Below are 19,525 nucleotides of genomic sequence, written 5' to 3'. Positions count from 1 at the left end.
ACCCGAGGGCGGGCGGATATCCGGTGGATCGCCGCGAGGCCGACGGGCCGCGCCGACGCGGCCGACCGGGCCGCGCAGGTGGGACAGGCAGGCCGGCGGGTGGGGCCGACCGGCACCGGGCCGCTTCGCCTGCGGCACGATGCCGGTAATCTGCGCCCAATGAGCGCCCTGAACCTCGATGACTTCGCCCAATTGATCGAGCGCCCCGACGGCGGCGTGCGCCGTGACGCCGAGGAGCGCCGGGCCCGGCTGGCGGTGCCGCCGGGTGCGCTCGGCCGCCTCGACGAGCTGGGCGAGTGGCTGGCCGCCGCCCAGCACCAGGTGCCGGTGCGCCCCGTCGCGCAGCCGCGGGTGCTGCTGTTCGCCGGCGACCACGGGGTCGCGAAGCTGGGCGTCTCGGCCCGTCCGGCCGGCACCTCCAAGGACCTGGTGCGCGCTGTGCTGGACGGCGCGAGCCCGGCCGCCGTGCTGGCGCGCGGCGCCGGGGTGCCGGTGCGCGTGGTGGACATGGCGGTGGACTGCGAACTCGACGAGCTGCCCGCTGAGGTCTCCCGCCACCGGGTGCGCCGCGGATCCGGTCGGATCGACATCGAGGACGCGCTGACCGCCGAGGAGGCCGAGGCGGCGTTCCGGGCCGGTATGGCCATCGCGGACGAGGAGGCGGACGCCGGCACCGATGTGGTGGTCCTCGGCGATCTCAGCGTCGGCGGGACGACCGCCGCGAGCACGCTGATCGCTGCCCTGTGCGGGACCGACGCCTCGGTCGTCACGGGGCGCGGCGGGGCACCGATCGACGACCTGGCCTGGATGCGCAAGTGCGCGGCGATCCGCGACGCGCTGCGCCGGGCCCGGCCGGTGCTCGGCGATCAGCTGGAGCTGCTGGCCACGGTCGGCGGCGCGGACCTGACGGCGATGACGGGCTTCTTGCTGCAGAGCGCGGTACGCCACACGCCGGTGATCCTGGACGGCGTGGTCGGCGCGGCCTGTGCGCTGGTCGCGCAGCGCGTGGCGTTCCGCGCGCCGGACTGGTGGGTGGCCGGGCAGACGAGCGGCGAGCCCGCCCAGGGCAAGGCGTTGGACCGGATCGCGCTCAACCCCCTGCTCGACCACGGCGTCACTGCCGGGGAGGGGACGGGGGCGCTGCTGGCCCTGCCATTGGTGCGGGCGGCGGCGGCTCTGGCGGCGGAACTGCCCGTACGCGACTGAGCATCACCGGCCGGTAGCGGCCGGCCGGCACCACGGATCGGAGCGGTCACCCCATCGGGACCGCTCCGGTCCGCCAGTGGCATCCCCATAAGATCGCTCTTCATGGGAGATGTCGCTTGAGTCCGGATGATGACCGCCCTGCGGTTCCTTGGTGGCGGCGCCGCGCCGCGCACACGGCGGCGCGGGCAGTGCGACGGAGTGCTCCCCCGGTGGCGGTCACGGGCGCCGGCGAATCAGGCGGCACGACGCACGCCGACCGCGGTACGGCGCCGGAGCGGGCGGGCGCAAGAGGCGCAGATCACCCGGATCCCACTGAACTCCGCGATGTCACCTTCCGTCTTCGCTCGCGGATCGCGATTCGACGCGGGCCCGGTGCGGTGCCGGTGGCGCGCGCCGCTCAGCCTCTCCTCCCGGCGGTGGCAGATGGAATCGCTCTCTCGCACCCCTGCGAAATACCGCCCGCCGCGGAATCCGCGGGCCATGCTCTTCGCCATGCGCACCGCTTCGCCGCGTACCGGGGCCGTATCCGCCCGCGCGGAGGTCCGCCCGGCCGCACCGGGGCTGCCGACGGGGCGGCTCCGCGAGCACCGGGGGAACGCGAGATGAGCGAGCCGGCCCTGCGCCGCGCGGCGCGTGCGGAGTGGGGACCGCTCCTGCGAACCGTGCGGTCCGCGCTGGCCGCGCGGAAGCTGCGCGCGATCGCGATGACGCTCACCGCGGTGTGCCTGACCCTGACCTTCCAGTTCGTGCAGAACCAGTCGTGGGGTTACCGGCCGATCCAGAACATCGGTTCGGTGCAGGCCGACGAGCACCTGTGGCTGGCGCTGCTGCGTACCCCCTTGTCGCTGTTCGTCCCCGCGCTCGACCTGCCGGTCTGGGGCGCGCTGGCGCAGATACTGGTGGTCTTCGGGATCGCCGAGATCTGTCTGGGCCGGTGGCGGACGCTGGTGGTCGCCTACACCGCGACGCTCGCCGGGACGATGTACGCCCGGCTCGGCCTCTGGGCCGGCGCGGAGAGCCCCTTCGGCCTGCCCGACTCGGACGCCTACGTCATCGACACCGGTCCGTCGGCGGCCGTGGTGGGTCTGGCCGTCTTCGTGTGCTGGCACCACCGCGCCTGGCTGTCCTGCGCCCTGGTGTCGGCCGCGATGGTCGTCGAGGTGGTGTTCATCAAGAACAACCTGGCCGGCAAGGAGCATGTCGCGGCCGTGCTGGTGGTGCTGGTGGTGTGCGCCGTGGGAGAACTCGGGGGATTCGCCCGGCGCGGACCGGACGGCGCGCGGCGCGTCAGCGGCTCGGGGCGCCCCCGATGACGTACTCGATCTTGCGGCGGACCGTGTTCCAGCGCAGGTCGTGGCGGTACGCGCGGACCGTCGCGCGCGCCCGCGCCCTGGGCCGGTCGCGGTAGAGGCGTTTGGCCCAGGGCGAGTTGGGCCGGGCCAGCCGGACGGCCCCGAAGAGGGCCACGAACGGGACGAACGTCCCGACGACGGCCATCCGGGCCTTGCCCTTGACCAGCGCGATCAGCACGAAGAGGAAGTTGGCACCCACCGTCCGCACCACCTGGAGGCGGTCGCTGGTCTCGTCCGGGCTCAGCTCGTTGACGCCGAACGGCAGGAAGCCGCAGAGGATCAGGCCGGCCAGGGCGGCGGTGAGGATGACGATCTCCACACTCTTGGTGCCCGCCTCGGTCCAGTACACGTCGTCCAGGTGCAGGATCAGCGCGAACTCGTCCAGGACCAGGCCGACCCCCATGCCGAAGAGCACCGCCGCGACACCGGAACCGAAACCGCGCCTGCCCCCGGCGAGGGCGATGAAGCCACCGACGACCATGAGGATCACCCCGGGGACGACGTGGTGGATGTGCACCCCGCCGGGGGTGACGTTGCGGAAGGGGCCCTTGCCCGCGCGGATGAGGCGGGTGATGGCGCGGGTGACGAGGAAGGTGAACACGAAGGAGCCGAGGGCGAGGAGGAGCGGCAGCTTCCCGGGTTCGACGATGTTGCGGAACCACCAGTGATCCATCCCACATGCTCCCCATTTGTCGCGTAGGGGCCAATTTAGCGCCGCAGGGCCCGGGATAGCCTGCGCCGGTGAGCGACACCCCCGAGCCCCCGGCCCCCTCCGACGCCCTGCGGTTCGCCTTCGGGACGCTGACCGTGCTGCCGGTACACCTCACCCGCTGGGACCGGCCGACCGCCCGCGGCGGGATGCTCTGCGCCCCCCTGGCCGGTCTGGTCGTCGGCGTGGCCGCGGCCGCGTTCGGCGGTGCGCTGCTCCTGCTGGGCGGCAGCACGCTGCTCGCCGCCGTCGGAACCGCCGCGGTCCCCGCCGCCCTCACCCGCGGCCTCCACCTGGACGGGCTCGCCGACACCGCCGACGGTCTGGGCAGCGGCAAACCGGCCGAGGACGCGCTGCGCATCATGAAGCAGTCCGATATCGGCCCCTTCGGGGTGATCACCCTGCTGTTCGCCCTGCTGGCCCAAGTGGCCGCACTGGGCGAGCTGTACGCGCAGAGCTGGGGACACGGTGGGCTGGCGGCGGTCACCGCGGCGGTGACCGCGCGCTGCGCGCTGACCCTCGCCTCCCGCACAGGGGTGCCGGCCGCCCGGCCCGAGGGCTTGGGCGCCGCGGTCGCGGGCACCGTACCGGCCGGCGCCGCGCTGCTCTGCGCCACACTGGTCGCGGCCCTGTGCGCCGCCGGCGGCGCCGCGTTCGGCCCGTACGGCGCACTGCACGCAGGACTTGCCGTACTGCTCGGCCTCGGACTGTCCGAACTGCTGCTCCGGCATTGCCGACGGCGGTTCGGCGGGGTGACCGGCGATGTGTTCGGCGCGCTCGCGGAGTGCGCGGGACTGACGGCCCTGATCGCGCTCTCGCTCGGCTGAGCCGGCCGAGTCACCGCGAACACGCCCGGCCCGTGCTGACGTCACGTCACCGCCGTGTGGCGCACCTCTCATTCGGTCCGCTCGGCCCACCGTCCCGACCCTTCGGGTCAATACCTCCCAACCACCACAAAGCACTCAACTCCCCTTTGTCGGGAGCCGGTTCGACAGGGGGCGGGCGGGGGCCGTCAACGCCACGTGGCAGGCCGGCGCGGCATCGGGCGGGGCCTTGGGGCACCTCCGAGCGTAGGCTCGGCCGCAGCAGCGCCCTGGGCGCGAACGGATTCCCGGACGGAACAGGACCTTCATCACCGTGACTGCACTAACCCTCAGTACTTCCTCCGCCGCAACGTTGCGTGCGGACGCCGTCGTCGTCGGCGTGGCCAAGGGCGCCAAGGGCGTCGTTGCGGCCCCCGGTGCGGAGACCGTGGACAAGGCCTTCGGCGGCAAGCTCGCCGCCGTGCTGGAGACCCTCGGCGCGAGTGGTGCCGAGGGCGAGGTGACCAAGCTGCCGGCCGCCGACGGCCTCAAGGCTCCGGTCGTGCTGGCGGTCGGTCTCGGCGAGGCGCCGGCCAAGGGCGACGGTTACGACAACGAGACGCTGCGGCGCGCCGCAGGCAGCGCCGCCCGCGCGCTGGCCGGCACCAAGAAGGCCGCCTTCGCCCTGCCGGTGGAGGACGCCGAGGCGGCCGCAGCGGTCGGCGAGGGCGCGCTGCTGGGCGCGTACACCTTCACCGCGTACCGCAGCGGCGGCGCGCAGGGCTCCAAGGCCGGCAAGGGTGCCGACAACGGCAGGTCGGCGCCGCTCGCCGAGGCCGCGATCGTCGGCGCCAAGCCGCGCGACAAGGAGTTCAAGGCCGCCGTCGAGCGTGCCCAGGCCCTGGCCGCGGAGATCAACCGCGCCCGTGACCTGATCAACATGCCCTCCAACGACCTCGACCCCAAGGCGTTCGCGGCGCAGGCGCAGGCCGCCGGCAAGGAGTTCGGCCTCAAGGTCGAGGTGCTGGACGAGAAGGCGCTCAAGAAGGGCGGCTACGGCGGCCTGATGGGCGTCGGCCAGGGCTCCCAGGCGCCGCCGCGCCTCGTCCGGATCGCGCACACGCACGCCAAGGCCAAGAAGACCCTGGCGCTGGTGGGCAAGGGCATCACCTACGACTCGGGCGGCATCTCGCTCAAGCCCGCGGGCCACAACGAGACGATGAAGTGCGACATGAGCGGTGCGGCCGCGGTGTTCGCCGCCGTCGTCGCCGCCGCGAAGCTGGGCCTGGAGGTGAACGTCACCGGCTGGCTGGCGCTCGCCGAGAACATGCCCTCCGGTTCCGCCACCCGCCCCGGCGACGTACTCACCATGTACAGCGGCAAGACGGTCGAGGTGCTCAACACCGACGCCGAGGGCCGGCTGGTGCTGGCCGACGCGCTGACCCGCGCCTCGGAGGAGTCGCCGGACGCGATCGTGGACGTCGCCACGCTGACCGGCGCGATGGTGCTCGCCCTGGGCAACCGCACCTTCGGGATCATGGGCAACGACGACGCTTTCCGTACCTCGCTCCACGAGATCGCGGAGGAGGTCGGCGAGCAGTCCTGGCCCATGCCGATGCCGTCGGAGCTGCGCAAGGGCATGGACTCACCGATTGCCGACATCGCCAACATGGGTGAGCGGATGGGTGGCGGCCTGGTCGCCGGACTCTTCCTGAAGGAGTTCGTCGGCGAGGGCATCACCTGGGCGCACCTCGACATCGCCGGCCCGGCCTTCCACGAGGGCGCGCCCTGGGGCTACACCCCCAAGGGCGGCACCGGCTCCGCCGTGCGCACCCTGGTGCGCCTGGCCGAGCGCACCGCGGCGGGCGACCTCGGCTGAGTCGTTCCCCTCTCGCCTGATTTGTCCGTACGGCCCCGGACTCACCGTCCGGGGCCGTCGGTGTGCGTTCGCTGTCAACGAAATACGCACGCCCGTACGCACCAGTAACCCCCTGAGGCGGCTGTTCCGCCGCCCCCGGGCCCGGCCCGCCGTCCCGGCTTCGCGGAACAAGTGCGAAGATGGGTTCTCGGCAGGACAGGGCCCCCCTTACCCAGGGCCGAAGTTAAAGCGGCCGAACAACAGCCGCCGTCCGGTCATTGGAGACCGGCTCCGGCGTACCCATGCATGGAGGACGTGACGTGGCGAACGACGCCAGCACCGTTTTCGACCTAGTGATCCTCGGAGGCGGTAGCGGTGGTTACGCCGCTGCCCTGCGCGGGGCGCAGCTGGGCCTGGACGTCGCCCTGATCGAGAAGGGCAAGGTCGGCGGTACCTGCCTGCACAACGGATGCATCCCCACCAAGGCTCTGCTGCACGCCGGCGAGATCGCCGACCAGGCTCGCGAGAGTGAGCAGTTCGGCATCAAGGCCACCTTCGAGGGCGTTGACATCGAGGCGGTCCACAAGTACAAGGACGAGGTCATCTCGGGCCTGTACAAGGGCCTGCAGGGTCTGATCGCCTCCCGCAAGGTGACCTACATCGAGGGTGAGGGACGTCTCTCCTCCCCGACCTCCGTCGACGTCGACGGACGTCGCGTCGAGGGCCGGCACGTCCTGCTGGCGACCGGCTCCGTGCCGAAGTCGCTGCCGGGCCTGGAGATCGACGGCGACCGCATCATCTCCTCGGACCACGCGCTGAAGCTCAACCGCGTGCCGAAGTCCGCGATCGTGCTGGGCGGCGGCGTCATCGGCGTCGAGTTCGCCTCCGCGTGGAAGTCCTTCGGCACCGACATCACCGTCGTCGAGGGCCTCAAGCACCTCGTCCCGGTCGAGGACGAGAACAGCTCCAAGCTGCTGGAGCGCGCGTTCCGCAAGCGCGGCATCAAGTTCAACCTCGGCACCTTCTTCGAGAAGGCCGAGTACACCGCCGACGGCGTCAAGGTGACCCTCGCCGACGGCAAGACCTTCGAGGCCGAGGTGCTGCTGGTCGCGATCGGCCGCGGGCCGGTCTCGGCGGGCCTGGGCTACGAGGAGCAGGGCGTCGCGATGGACCGCGGCTACGTCCTGGTCGACGAGTACATGCAGACCAACGTGCCGACCATCTCGGCCGTCGGTGACCTCGTCCCCACCCTCCAGCTCGCTCACGTCGGCTTCGCCGAGGGCATGCTGGTGGCCGAGCGGCTGGCCGGTCTCAAGACCGTGCCGATCGACTACGACGGCGTGCCGCGCGTCACGTACTGCCACCCCGAGGTCGCTTCGGTGGGTATCACCGAGGCCAAGGCCAAGGAGCTGTACGGCGCCGACAAGGTCGTCGCACTCAAGTACAACCTCGCAGGCAACGGCAAGAGCCGGATCCTGAAGACCTCGGGCGAGATCAAGCTCGTCCAGGTCAAGGATGGCGCCGTGGTCGGCGTCCACATGGTCGGTGACCGTATGGGCGAGCAGGTCGGTGAGGCCCAGCTGATCTACAACTGGGAGGCCCTGCCGGCCGAGGTTGCGCAGCTCGTTCACGCGCACCCCACGCAGAACGAGGCACTCGGTGAGGCCCACCTGGCCCTGGCCGGCAAGCCTCTCCACTCCCACGACTGACCCCAGTCCCGGGCGCGACCACATCCGCACATTCGATAGGAGCAACTGAAACCATGGCGGTTTCCGTAACCCTGCCGGCGCTCGGCGAGAGCGTCACCGAGGGCACCGTCACCCGCTGGCTCAAGGCCGAGGGTGAGCGCGTAGAGGCCGACGAGCCGCTGCTCGAGGTGTCGACCGACAAGGTCGACACCGAGATCCCGGCCCCGGCCGCCGGCGTCCTTTCCTCCATCAAGGTGGCCGAGGACGAGACCGTGGAGGTCGGCGCCGAGCTGGCCCTCATCGACGACGGCACCGGCGCGCCGGCCGAGGCGCCGGCTCCGGCCGCCGCCGAGGCACCGGCCGCCCAGCCGCAGCCCGAGCCCACCCCGGCTCCGGCCGCCGAGGCCCCGGCCCCGGCCTCCGCCCCCGCCGGTGGTGCCCAGGGCACCGATGTCGTGCTCCCCGCACTGGGCGAGAGCGTCACCGAGGGCACCGTCACCCGCTGGCTGAAGGAGGTCGGCGAGGAGGTCTCGGCCGACGAGCCGCTGCTTGAGGTCTCCACCGACAAGGTCGACACCGAGATCCCCGCGCCGGCCTCCGGCACGCTGCTGGAGATCGTGGTCGGCGAGGACGAGACCGCCGAGGTCGGCGCCAAGCTCGCCGTCATCGGTTCGGCCGACCAGGCCGCCGCCCCGGCCGCCCAGCCGGAGCCCACCCCGGCACCGGCCGCGCAGCCCGAGCCCACCCCGGCTCCGGCGCCCGCTCCGGCTCCCGAGGCCAAGGCCGCTCCGGCGCCCGCCCCGGCTCCGGCTCCCGCGCCCGCCCCGGCCGCTCCGGCCCCGGCCGCTCCGGCCCCGGTCACCCCGGCTCCAGCCGTGGGTGAGGCCGAAGGCGCGTACGTCACTCCGCTGGTGCGCAAGCTCGCCGCGGAGACCGGCGTCGACCTCGCCGCGGTCAAGGGCACCGGTGTCGGTGGCCGCATCCGCAAGCAGGACGTCATCGCCGCCGCGGAGGCCGCCAAGGCCGCCGCCCCGGCCGCTGCCGCTCCGGCCGCCGCCAAGGCGGGCGCCCCGGCCATCGAGGCGTCGCCGCTGCGCGGTCAGACCGTCAAGATGCCGCGGATGCGCAAGGTCATCGGCGACAACATGATGAAGGCCCTGCACGGCCAGGCGCAGCTGACGTCCGTGGTCGAGGTGGACATCACCGCGATCATGCGGATGCGCAACAAGGCCAAGGACGGGTTCGCGCAGCGTGAGGGCGTCAAGCTCTCGCCGATGCCGTTCTTCGTCAAGGCCGCGGTCCAGGCGCTGAAGGCCCACCCGGTCGTCAACGCCCGGATCAACGAGGACGAGGGCACCATCACCTACTTCGACACCGAGAACGTCGGTATCGCGGTGGACGCGGAGAAGGGCCTGATGACCCCGGTCATCAAGGACGCCGGTGACCTCAACATCGCCGGTATCGCCCGTAAGACGGCGGACCTGGCGGGCAAGGTCCGCGCGAACAAGATCACGCCGGACGAGCTGTCCGGTGCGACCTTCACCATCAGCAACACCGGTTCGCGCGGCGCCCTGTTCGACACCGTCATCGTGCCCCCGAACCAGGTCGGCATCCTGGGCATCGGTGCGACCGTCAAGCGCCCGGTGGTCATCGACCACCCGGACCTCGGCGAGACCATCGCGGTGCGCGACATGACCTACCTCGCGCTCTCCTACGACCACCGTCTGGTGGACGGCGCCGACGCCGCCCGCTACCTGACCACGGTCAAGCAGATCCTGGAGGCCGCCGAGTTCGAGACCGAGATCGGTCTCTGAGTCCGGCAGGCACGCGCCAGGTGTGCCAAGGGTCGGCCCCGGTTCTTTTCGAGCCGGGGCCGACCCCTTTGCGTTTCCCGGATAATGGCCCCCTGCTCACCCCACGCTCTGAAGGAGCACGTCATGACCCCGCCCGTCATCCATTCGCTGCGCGAGCAGATCCGCGAGCACATCCTCGAGGGGATCGTCAGCGGCCGCTGGCAGCCGGGCGAGCGGATCGTGGAGCGGCGGATCGCGGTGGAGCTGGAGGTCAGCCAGACGCCCGTCCGTGAGGCGCTGCGCGAGCTGGAGTCACTGCAGCTGATCGAGTCGGCGCCGAACAAGGGCGTACGGGTACGCAATCTGACCGCTGCCGACCTCAAGGAGAGTTACCCGGTACGGGCCGGCCTGGAGCAGGTGGCCGCGGAACTGGCCGCCGTACGGCTGGCGCAGGACACCGCGGCGCTGGACACCGAGGTGGCGGCGCTGCGGGAGGCGGACCGGGCGGGCGACGGTGAGGCGCAGGTGCGGCACACGGTGGCCTTCCACCGGGAGATCGTGCGGGCGGCCGGTAACGCCGTGCTGCTGCACACCTGGGAGTCGCTGGGGATCGAGGTCTGGACGACGCTCTCCATCCGCTGGTTCAGCCCGGAGCCGCGTTCGCACGCCCAGGATCACCAGGAGATCGTCGACGCGTTCCGGCGGCGCGACCCGAAGATCGGCACCCTGCTCAAGACACATGTCCTGAGCTGCGCACCGAGGGTCTGAGGGCGCCGGGCAGGGGGCTCGCCGAGGTCTCCGGGGCCGCTCCCGGAGACCCGAATTCCCGTGGCACCGCGTGCCCGAAAATGCGGCACGCCGTGCCGACCTGCGGTTATTCGTCCCCGGACCGTTGATCGATCATCGATCAGAGGCGTATCGTCGCTTGCGGGGCGCGACACCCTGCCTGCCGAATTCCTGCCGAAGAACTCGTAGGGGGTGTCGTCGCAGCCCCGTCATCCGCCCCCGGGGCGGGGCCCGCGACATGTGGCGCGGCGCATCGCACAGGCGAAAGGTCCTCGCCGTACCAAGGCGTACGGGACGGCCGGACCGCCGCGGTGTGCCGTGCCGGGTACCGCGAGCCGGACGGGCGCTGGGACGACTCCCCCGAGCATCCCTCCCGTCCGGAAAGGGGCCACCCATGCCCGAACCCGTGCGCCTGCCGTACAGCCAGCTCGACCAGCTCCCGGACCGCGATCCCGAGGAGACGGCCGAATGGCGCGAGTCGCTCGACGCCGTCACCGAGGCAGCGGGCCCGCAGCGTGCCGCGTACCTGATGCGCCGTGCCCTGGAGCACACCGCGCGCAGCGAGGGCACCGCCCTCCCGTCCCTCCTGGAGACGGACTACGTCAACACCATCCCGACCTCCGCCGAGCCCGAGTTCCCGGGCGACGAGGCGATGGAGGCCAGGATCACCGCCTGGAACCGCTGGAACGCGGCCGCCATGGTCACCCGTGGCTCCAAGCTCGGCCTCGGCGGCCACATCGCCACCTTCGCGTCCGCCGCCTGGCTCTACGAGACCGGCTTCCAGCACTTCTTCCGTGGCAAGGAAGGCCTGGACGGCGACGGTGACTCCGGCGACCAGCTCTACATCCAGGGCCACGCCTCCCCCGGCATCTACGCCCGCGCCTTCCTCGAGGGCCGCCTCACCGAGGAGCAGCTCGACCACTTCCGCCAGGAGGCGGGCGGCGAGGGCCTGCCCTCCTATCCGCACCCGCGGCGGCTGCCCTGGATGTGGGAGTTCCCCACCGTCTCCATGGGCCTCGGCCCGCTCTCCGCGATCTACCAGGCGCGCTTCAACCGCTACCTGGAGCACCGCGGGATCAAGGACACCGCCAACTCCCACGTATGGGCGTTCCTGGGCGACGGCGAGATGGACGAGCCCGAGTCGACCGCCGCCCTGGCGCTGGCCGGCCGCGAGGGCCTGGACAACCTGACCTTCGTCATCAACTGCAACCTGCAGCGCCTGGACGGCCCGGTCCGCCCCAACTTCAAGATCGTGCAGGAGCTGGAGGCCCAGTTCCGCGCGGCCGGCTGGAACGTCGTCAAATCGCTGTGGGGCCGGGCCTGGGACGAGGTCTTCGCGCTCGACACCGACGGCGCGCTCGTCCGGCGCCTCGCCGAGACCCCCGACGCGCAGTTCCAGACGTACGCCACGCGCGACGCCGCCTACCTGCGCGAACACTTCTTCGGCAGCGAGCCGGCCCTGGAGGCCATCGGCCGCACGCTGTCCGACGACAAGCTGCTGGAGCTGTTCCAGACCTCCCGCGCCGGCCACGAGCCGCGCAAGGTGTACGCCGCCTACAAGGCCGCCGTCGACCACAAGGGCGGGCCGACCGTCATCCTGGCGCAGACCGTCAAGGGCTACACCCTCGGCGCGGGCTTCGAGTCCCGCAACGCCAACCACCAGATGAAGAAGCTGACCGGGCAGGAGTTCCGCGCGATGCGCGACCTCCTCGAACTGCCCATCCCGGACAGCGCGCTGGAAGGCGACCTGCCGCCGTACTGGCGCCCCGCCGAGGACTCCCCCGAGATGGTCTACCTGCGCGAGCGGCGCGCCGCGCTCGGCGGCCCCGCCCCGGCCCGCAAGGTCGTCGCCAAGCCGCTGCCGATGCCGGCGGACAAGAACTTCGACGCCCTGAAGAAGGGCTCCGGCAGCCAGGAGATCGCCACCACCATGGCGTTCGTCCGGCTGATCAAGGACCTGATGCGGGACAAGGAGACCGGCAAGCGCTGGGTTCCGATCGTCCCCGACGAGGCCCGCACCTTCGGCATGGAGTCGCTCTTCCCGACGGCGGGGCTCTACTCCCCCAAGGGCGCGACCTACGACCCGGTCGACCGCGACCAGCTCCTTTGGTACAAGGAAGCCAAGGACGGTCAGATCCTCAACGAGGGCATCACCGAGGCCGGCTCGCTGGCCGACTTCACCGCCGCGGCGACGTCGTACGCGACGCACGGCGAGCCGATGATCCCCTTCTACATCTTCTACTCGATGTTCGGCTGGCAGCGCACCGCCGACCAGTTCTGGGCGCTCGCCGACCAGCTGGGCCGCGGGTTCGTCATCGGCGCGACGGCCGGCCGGACCACGATGACCGGTGAGGGCCTCCAGCACGCCGACGGCCACTCGCACCTGATCGCGTCCACCAACCCGGCGGCGCTCTCCTACGACCCGGCCTTCGCCTACGAGGTCTCGGTGATCGTCAAGGAGGGTCTGCGCCGGATGTACGGCGGGGCCGACGGGGAGGACGCGGACGTCTTCTACTACCTGACGGTCTACAACGAGACCAAGGTCCAGCCGGCCATGCCGGAGGGCGTCGAAGAGGGCATCCTCAAGGGCTTGTACCGCTACCAGGAGGGCACCAAGCCCGCCGCCGACAGCCCGCAGCTCCAGCTGCTGGCCTCCGGTACCGCCATCCACTGGGCCCTGGAGGCGCAGCAGCTTCTGGCCGAGGACTGGGGCGTGGCCGCGGACGTCTGGTCCGCGCCCTCCTGGACGGAGCTGCGCCGCGACGCGCTGGAGTGTGACGCCGCCCGGCTCGACGGTGAGGACCGCATCCCGTACGTCACCCGTGCCCTGGCCGGTGCTCCCGGACCGGTCGTCGCGGTCAGCGACTGGATGCGGGCGGTCCCCGACCAGATCGCCCCGTGGGTCGAGCAGGACTGGGTGTCCATCGGCACCGACGGGTTCGGCCTCTCCGACACCCGCGACGCGGCCCGCCGGCACTTCGGTGTGGACCCGCAGTCGGTCGTCGTGCAGGCCCTTGCGGCGCTCTCCCGCCGCGGCGAGGTCAAGCCGGAGACCGTCAAGGAGGCCAAGGAGCGCTACGGCCTGTGAGCTGTGGGCGGCCCCGGCCGACACCGGGCGCCGCCCACCCCTGCTCCCGTGCGAAGACCACCCACCGCGCCCGGGGTCTTCGCACGGGAAACCACCGGCCCTGCCCGGTCACGCCCTGGAGGCGGTGACCGGGCAGGGTCCACCAGCCCCACCGGATCCCCCGCCATCGGCCCGCGCCGGCCGATGCGGCCCGGCATGATGACGCCATGCGTGCTGCCCGGCTGATCAAGATGGTGTTGCTGCTCCAGTCCCGGCCGTCGATGACGGCCGCAGAACTGGCGCGGGAGCTCGAGGTCTCCGAGCGCACGGTCGCCCGGGACGTGCTGTCCCTCTCCGAGGCCGGAGTCCCCGTCTACGCGGACCGCGGGCGGGCCGGCGGCTACCGTCTCGTCGGCGGCTACCGCACCCGCCTGACGGGTCTGGGCCGCAGTGAGGCGGAGGCGCTCTTCCTGTCCGGAGTGCCGTCCGCGCTGCGGGAGATGGGCCTCGCGGACGCCGCGTCCGCCGCCCGTCTCAAGGTCTCCGCCGCCCTGCTGCCCGAGCTGCGCGATGCCGCGTCGGGCGCCGCGCAGCGCTTCCATCTCGACGCGCCCGGCTGGTATCAGGAGCCGGAGACGCCGCCGTTGCTCCCGGCCGTCGCCGACGCGGTGTGGGACGACCGCCGGCTGTCCGCCCGCTATCTCCGCAAGGACACCGCGGTGCAGCGGGAGCTGGAGCCGTACGGCCTCGTGCTCAAGGCGGGCGTCTGGTACCTGGCGGCCCGCCCCCGGGACGCCGCGCCCACCGGGCGTGTGGCCGGGACGGAGGAGAGGGCGTCAGGGCAGGGAGCGGGCTTCCGCGTCTACCGGGTCGACCGCTTCGCCGCCGTGGACACCACCGGCGAGCGCTTCACCCGCGACGAGACCTTCGACCTGCCGGCGTTCTGGGCGGAGCGGGCGGCGCAGTTCACCCGTTCCCTCCTGCGTGCGGAGGTCGTGGTCCGGCTCTCGGAGGAGGGCGTCCGGCAACTGCCGTACGTCACCGACCGGGTGGCGGCCGGGGAAGCGGTGGACGGGGCAGGTCCGCCCGACGCGGAGGGCCGGCTGACCGTCTCGCTCGCCGTGGAGTCCGAGGAGGTCGCGTACGCGCAGTTGCTCGCACTCGGTCCGGAGTGCGAGGTGCTCGCGCCCGCCGGGCTGCGCGAGCGGTTCGCGGTGGCGGCCCGGCGGTCCGCCGCGCTGTACTCCTGACTCCCCCGGGCCCGGGAGTGCGCCGCGTGGCCTCAACGGCGCGACGGCGCACGCCCGTTGCGGTGTCCGGTGTCCGTCAGCGGTAGTCCTCGGGGCCCGCGGCCTTCCCGCCGACGACCACCTCTTCGAAGTACCCGAAGCCGTCCGGCCGCGAGCCGTCGGTGTCCGTGAAGTCGTAGACCTTCGCCAGCTGCCCGCTGGAGAGCGACCGGCCGCTGAAGCGCTCCTTGTCGGGGTCGGCGGCCAGCGCCGCGACCGCGCGGCCGATGAGGGCCGGGGACTCGGCGATGGCGAAGTGCGGTTCCTGCGCCACCGCGTCGCGCCAGTTCTCCTCCGTCACCCCGAAGTGGTCAAGCATCTCCTCGGACCGCAGAAAGCCGGGGGTGAGCGAGACGGCCGTGCCGCCGTACTGCTTCAGCTCGGCCGCGAGACCGAAGGCGATGCGGTGCGGGGCGTTCTTGGTGAGGTCGAAGCAGAGGTTGCCGCGGTAGGCACGGTTGAAGGCGGCGGTGCCGTCCGTGACCTCGACCACCAGCCCGCCCGGCCGCCGGATCAGCAATGGCAGCGCGAAGTGGCCGGTGATGACGTGGCTGTCGACCCCGAGGCGGAACATCCGCAGGCCGTTGTCCAGATTCAGGTCCCACAGTTCGGTCTCGAACTCGATCAGCCGGTCGCCGCCCCAGAGGCTGTTGACCAGCACGTCCAGGTGCCCCTGTTCCCGGTCGATGCGCTCGGTCAGCGCCTTCACCGCGGCCGGCTCCAGGTGGTCCACCGCCACCGCGATCCCGGTGCCCCCGGCCGCGGTCACCAGCTCCGCGGTCTGCTCGATGGTCTCCGAGGCTCGGCCGACCTCACTGACCCGCTCCCGCGTCGTCCGACCCGTCACATACACCAGCGCCCCGGCCCGGCCTAGCTCCACGGCCATCGCCCGGCCCGCGCCCCGGGTGGCGCCGGCGACCAGCGCCACCCGCCCCGTCAGATCCGCCGCCACAGGCCGGTCCGCACGTCCCGTTTCCCCGTGTCCCGTCACGTCCGCCACTCCTCGCTGTCCGCTGACCCGCATCCGTACGTCCCGACCCTGGCACTCAATCCCGACACCTTCTGTCGCCTTTTCCGGGCTCTTGCCGACGGGCCGGGCCCGCGTGCCGTACCGGCCGTCCGGACCCGGCCTAGGGGATCGCCCGCAGGCTGCGGCCGTTGCGCAGCCGGCCCGTGACGCCGGCCGGTGCGCCGTGTGCGACAGGTGCGGCGAGCGTGCCGGTGCCCGAGGCGGCCCTGACCTTGCCCGCGACGTCGATGCCGCCGACCGTCCGGCTGCCGGCGGCGAGGAGGTACCACTTCCCCGACTTCGCCCGCCAGCGGATGTCCCCGACCACATCCGGCCCGAAGCGGCTGCACGCGGCGGTGTTCCTGGCCCGGCCGGCGACCAGCCCGGGATCGGCCGGGCGCGCGGCGGGCGGCTGGAGCTGAACCGTGACCAGGCCCGGACCGCGCCAGGTGTCGGCGCGGCTGCAGACCCAGGTCGCCTCGCCGCCGCCCTCGGGGAGGCGCTGCCGGGCGAACTCCCAGTTGTTCACCGACCGCACCCCCTCGCCCCGCAGCGAGCGCAGCGAGCAGGCGGTGCGAGCCCAGCTGCGCAGGCCCTCGGGCCCTGTCGCCTCGCGTGGCGGCTGCGGCGGCGCGCCGTCGGCGGGGGCCGGCAGGTAGGACAGGTGGGCCGGCGCGAGGTCCCCCAGGTCGGTCACCAGGAAGGTGTGGTCCTCCGCGATGCGCTGCGAGGAGCGGAACTGCACCACCGGCCACCGTCCGCAGGCGGTGGCCGCCTCGGGCGGGGTGGGCACCCGGTCGGTGACGCCGTCGGGGGCGAGGTGCAGCGGACGGGCCGGGGCGTCGGGCGCGAGCAGGTCGCGGGTCGTGGCGTCGGAGACCCAGGGGGCGATGAGGTAGCGCATCCAGCCGTTGCCGCGCCCGATCACCAGCGCGGCGCCGGTGGTCACATCCGCGTCGTCGACCCGGGCGAAATGCAGGGTCGGGGTGGCCGCCTCCGGCTCGGCGTAGCGCACCAGCCGCTCGCCGTCGTGGAGGACCACCACCATCACGCCGTCGATGAGGCCCGCGAACAGCAGCCGTGGCGGCCGGGCCGGCGGCCGGGTGGACGTACCGGCGGTGGCGGTGATCCGGGCGTCGGCGGGCGGCTCCGCCCAGACCCGCAACGCCCGTGCCAGCAGCTTGCCGTTGCCCGCCTGCCGGCCACGGGCCGGCCAGGTGGTGAAGTCGAGCCGCGAGGTGTCGGCCCACTGGTCGTTGGGGGCGCGCAGCAGCCGCTCCGGCTCCAGCGCCTGCTGCGCGAAGGACGCGGCGCTCGCCTGCCGGCCGGCGTCCGAGGAGCTCGCGCCCGCGCCCGGCACCACCACCCCCACCACCACCGCACCGACCACCAGGACGGCCGCCGCTACGAGCGAAGCGCGTACCCGCTGGCGGCGGCGCAGCAGGTCCGTCGGCCGGGTCTGGACCGTGCAGGGGTCGAACTCCCCGGAGTTCAGCAGAACCGCGACATCGGCCGCGGCGCCCTGGTCGAGCTGCCAGGCGGCCCGTTGCGCCGCCTCCGGGTCGACGACCCCGGCATCCGCCAGCACGGCGCGCGCCTCGTCCTCCTCCAACCCTTCCAGGTGCCACAGCCCGAGGGCGGCACGCACCGGTGCCGATACGCCGGACAGCGCCTGGTCCAGGGCGAGTTCGTCCGCACCGCCGGCCTGAGGGAACAGCCGCAGTCCCCAGACGACCGGTACGGAGGGCAGCAGGCGGGCGGCCCCGCGGCCCGTCCCAGGCTCGTACGCAAGGGCGAGTCGCAGGGTCCGCAGACGTACCTCGGTGTATCCGGTGCCGGGCGCCGGGCCGCGTTGCGCGGGCAGGGTGCTCACGGGCCTGCGCAGCCGCGTCCGTGGCAGTGCTCGTGGCAGCGCCCGGGGCAGTGCCCGCTGCACCAGGCCATGGGCTGTCAGGACACGGGGGTGACGACCCATCGACGGGGGAAGCACGAGGTAGGCGAGGCGGACGAGCCGTGGGTAGTGCTCGACGATGGCCGCTTCGGCCCGTTCGACATCGGCCCGGGTACGTTCGTCCATGGGCATGGCCTGAAACAGCCCTTCACCAGGTGGGGATCTGCCGTCGTTGCACGCCTTCCAACGAGTGAATCCGAGGGCGGTCACACGACACGTCACCGGTCCGCGTCACACCCGTGTCGCAGATGGGGTACTCGGCATGCGGGGCACCACGGCAGGACCGATGCTGGAGCGGTGATGGACGAGACGGAGTTCTGGGAGCTGATCGACGGCTCCCGCCGGGCAGCCGACGGCGACCCCGAGGAGCAGGCCGACGCCTTGGTCGAGCGGCTGTCGGGGCGCGACCCGGACTCCGTCGTGGACTTCGCCCGCCACTTCGAGTCGCGCTACAACCGGGCGTACGCCTGGGAGCTGTGGGCCGCGGCTGCGGTCCTCCTGGACGGCGCGAGCGATGACGCCTTCGACTACTTCCGCTGCTGGCTGATCGGGCAGGGCCGGGAAGTCTTCGAGGGCGCGCTGCACGACCCCGACCATCTCGCCGAGCTGCTGGACGACTTCGACGAGGCGGTGGACGGCGACGCCGAGGAGCTCGGCTATGCGGCCGATGAGGCCTACGAGCAGCTGACCGGCGCCGAGATGCCCGGCCTGGGCCTGGCGCCACCGCCCCGCGAACCGCTCGGCAGCTACCTGGACCTGGACGACGACGAGGCTCTCGCCGAACGCTTCCCCCGGTTGTGGGAGCGGTTCCGGCGGTAGGGCGGACCGGCTGCGCGCCCGCCCCTGTCATCCGCGCACGGCGGCCGGTTGACCCCGGGTGCCACCGGCCGGGAGGGGGTGCGGGCAGGATGGCCCCATGCGGATCGCGATCACCGGCTCGGCCGGCCTCATCGGCACAGCACTCGTACAGTCCCTGCGCGCGGGGGGCACCGGGGACGGGGGGTCCGGCGGGCACGAGGTCGTGCGCCTCGTCCGGCGGGCGCCCGCGGCAGCGGACGAGGTGCGCTGGGATCCCGCGCGGGAGGAGATCGACACGACCGGGCTGGCCGGCTGCGACGCGGTGGTCCATCTCGCCGGGGCCGGGGTCGGCGACCGCCGCTGGACCGCCGCCTACAAGCGCGAACTCCGCGACAGCCGCATCCTGGGCACCCGGACCCTCGCCACCGCGCTCGCCTCGATGGACAACCCGCCGCGGGTCTTCGTCTGCGGCACCGCGATCGGCTACTACGGCGACACCGGCGACCGGCGTACGGACGAGAGCGCGCCGGCCGGTACGGGGTTCCTGCCCGAGCTCTGCGTCGACTGGGAGAACGCCGCCGCACCGGCGCAGGAGGCGGGCATCCGTACCGTCTTCGCCCGCACCGGTCTCGTCGTCGCGCGCTCGGGCGGTGCCTGGGGCCGGCTCTTCCCCCTCTTCCGCGCCGGGCTCGGCGGGCGGCTGGGCGACGGCCGTCAGTACTGGAGCTTCCTCTCCCTCCAGGACGAGATCGCGGCGCTGCGCCATCTGATCGACACCGAGGACCTCGCCGGTCCGGTCAACCTCACCGCACCGGAGCCGGTCACCAACCGCGAGGTCACCGAGGTCATGGGCCGCGTGCTGCACCGCCCGACGCCCTTCCCGGTGCCCGCCGCGGCGCTGCGCATCGCGCTGGGCGAGTTCGCCGGGGACGTGCTCGGCAGCCAGCGAATCATCCCCCGGCGCCTGCTGGAGTCCGGGTTCTCCTTCGCGCACCCGGGGATCACGGAGGCCGTGCGCGCCGCGTGAGCCGCCCGCTCCGGTCCGGCCACGGGTTCGACGTCGTTTCCGGGACCGGCCGGCGGCGAACTCCTGGCACCCGGTGCCATACGGCGGGCCGCCCGCACCGGTGCCTGCCCCCTACGCGCCCCACGCGCTACCTGTCGGCCGACCCGCGCGCCTCCCTACCGTCCTCGCACACATATATCGGCATTCCGC

At 72.8% G+C, this 19,525-nt stretch carries 14 protein-coding genes; 11 read left to right on the top strand and 3 right to left on the bottom strand.

What is annotated here, in order from left to right; genetic code table 11:
• The first annotated feature begins 159 nt into the window (after positions 1-159).
• On the top strand, positions 160-1,206 hold the full coding sequence (gene cobT / locus ACGFZW_RS08120) for a nicotinate-nucleotide--dimethylbenzimidazole phosphoribosyltransferase (protein ID WP_393892203.1): 1,047 nt from the start codon (positions 160-162) through the stop codon (positions 1,204-1,206).
• A 602-nt stretch (positions 1,207-1,808) separates the two neighbouring features.
• Positions 1,809-2,519 carry a hypothetical protein gene (locus tag ACGFZW_RS08115; protein ID WP_393892202.1) on the top strand — a complete coding sequence of 237 codons (711 nt, stop codon included), beginning with the start codon at positions 1,809-1,811 and terminating at the stop codon, positions 2,517-2,519.
• Here ACGFZW_RS08115 and ACGFZW_RS08110 read toward each other — a convergent pair.
• Positions 2,494-3,231, bottom strand: a complete 738-nt coding sequence (locus ACGFZW_RS08110; protein WP_393892201.1) for a hypothetical protein — start codon at positions 3,229-3,231, stop codon at positions 2,494-2,496. The two genes, ACGFZW_RS08115 and ACGFZW_RS08110, sit on opposite strands and share 26 nt — an antisense overlap.
• Positions 3,232-3,299: 68 nt before the next feature.
• Here ACGFZW_RS08110 and ACGFZW_RS08105 point away from each other — a divergent pair, with 68 nt between their 5' ends.
• The 7 genes from ACGFZW_RS08105 to ACGFZW_RS08075 all read left to right on the top strand — a co-directional run bounded on the left by ACGFZW_RS08105 (position 3,300) and on the right by ACGFZW_RS08075 (position 14,512).
• A complete protein-coding gene (locus ACGFZW_RS08105) occupies positions 3,300-4,094 on the top strand; it encodes an adenosylcobinamide-GDP ribazoletransferase (RefSeq protein ID WP_393892200.1) in 795 nt (264 codons plus the stop codon).
• A 310-nt stretch (positions 4,095-4,404) separates the two neighbouring features.
• Positions 4,405-5,949, top strand: a complete 1,545-nt coding sequence (locus tag ACGFZW_RS08100) for a leucyl aminopeptidase (RefSeq protein ID WP_393892199.1) — start codon at positions 4,405-4,407, stop codon at positions 5,947-5,949.
• Between the two features lie 299 nt (positions 5,950-6,248).
• Positions 6,249-7,637 carry a dihydrolipoyl dehydrogenase gene (gene lpdA / locus ACGFZW_RS08095; protein WP_393892198.1) on the top strand — a complete coding sequence of 463 codons (1,389 nt, stop codon included), beginning with the start codon at positions 6,249-6,251 and terminating at the stop codon, positions 7,635-7,637.
• A 53-nt stretch (positions 7,638-7,690) separates the two neighbouring features.
• Complete coding sequence (gene sucB / locus ACGFZW_RS08090; RefSeq protein WP_393892197.1) at positions 7,691-9,430, top strand: 2-oxoglutarate dehydrogenase, E2 component, dihydrolipoamide succinyltransferase; 1,740 nt, start codon at positions 7,691-7,693, stop codon at positions 9,428-9,430.
• 123 nt (positions 9,431-9,553) lie between these two features.
• Complete coding sequence (locus tag ACGFZW_RS08085) at positions 9,554-10,177, top strand: GntR family transcriptional regulator (RefSeq protein ID WP_393892196.1); 624 nt, start codon at positions 9,554-9,556, stop codon at positions 10,175-10,177.
• Positions 10,178-10,589: 412 nt separating this feature from the next.
• Positions 10,590-13,283 carry a pyruvate dehydrogenase (acetyl-transferring), homodimeric type gene (aceE, locus tag ACGFZW_RS08080; protein WP_393892195.1) on the top strand — a complete coding sequence of 898 codons (2,694 nt, stop codon included), beginning with the start codon at positions 10,590-10,592 and terminating at the stop codon, positions 13,281-13,283.
• A gap of 206 nt (positions 13,284-13,489) precedes the next feature.
• Positions 13,490-14,512: a helix-turn-helix transcriptional regulator gene (locus ACGFZW_RS08075; protein WP_393892194.1), complete on the top strand. Its 1,023-nt coding sequence runs from the start codon at positions 13,490-13,492 to the stop codon at positions 14,510-14,512.
• A gap of 76 nt (positions 14,513-14,588) precedes the next feature.
• Here ACGFZW_RS08075 and ACGFZW_RS08070 read toward each other — a convergent pair whose 3' ends face one another.
• Complete coding sequence (locus ACGFZW_RS08070) at positions 14,589-15,542, bottom strand: SDR family oxidoreductase (RefSeq protein ID WP_393892193.1); 954 nt, start codon at positions 15,540-15,542, stop codon at positions 14,589-14,591.
• A gap of 139 nt (positions 15,543-15,681) precedes the next feature.
• Positions 15,682-17,637, bottom strand: a complete 1,956-nt coding sequence (locus ACGFZW_RS08065) for a hypothetical protein (RefSeq protein ID WP_393892192.1) — start codon at positions 17,635-17,637, stop codon at positions 15,682-15,684.
• A gap of 174 nt (positions 17,638-17,811) precedes the next feature.
• On the opposite strand from ACGFZW_RS08065, the gene ACGFZW_RS08060 reads away from it, so the two are divergent.
• Complete coding sequence (locus tag ACGFZW_RS08060; protein WP_393892191.1) at positions 17,812-18,330, top strand: DUF4240 domain-containing protein; 519 nt, start codon at positions 17,812-17,814, stop codon at positions 18,328-18,330.
• Positions 18,331-18,427: 97 nt separating this feature from the next.
• Entirely contained in the window at positions 18,428-19,336 is a 909-nt protein-coding gene (locus ACGFZW_RS08055) for a TIGR01777 family oxidoreductase (protein ID WP_393892190.1), read from the top strand.
• Positions 19,337-19,525: the final 189 nt, after the last annotated feature.

This window comes from Streptomyces sp. NPDC048248 (assembly GCF_043201875.1).
Classification (GTDB): Bacteria; Actinomycetota; Actinomycetes; order Streptomycetales; family Streptomycetaceae; genus Streptomyces.
Note: the sequence above shows the minus strand (reverse complement) of the source record. Positions and strands in the feature narration are given on the sequence as shown.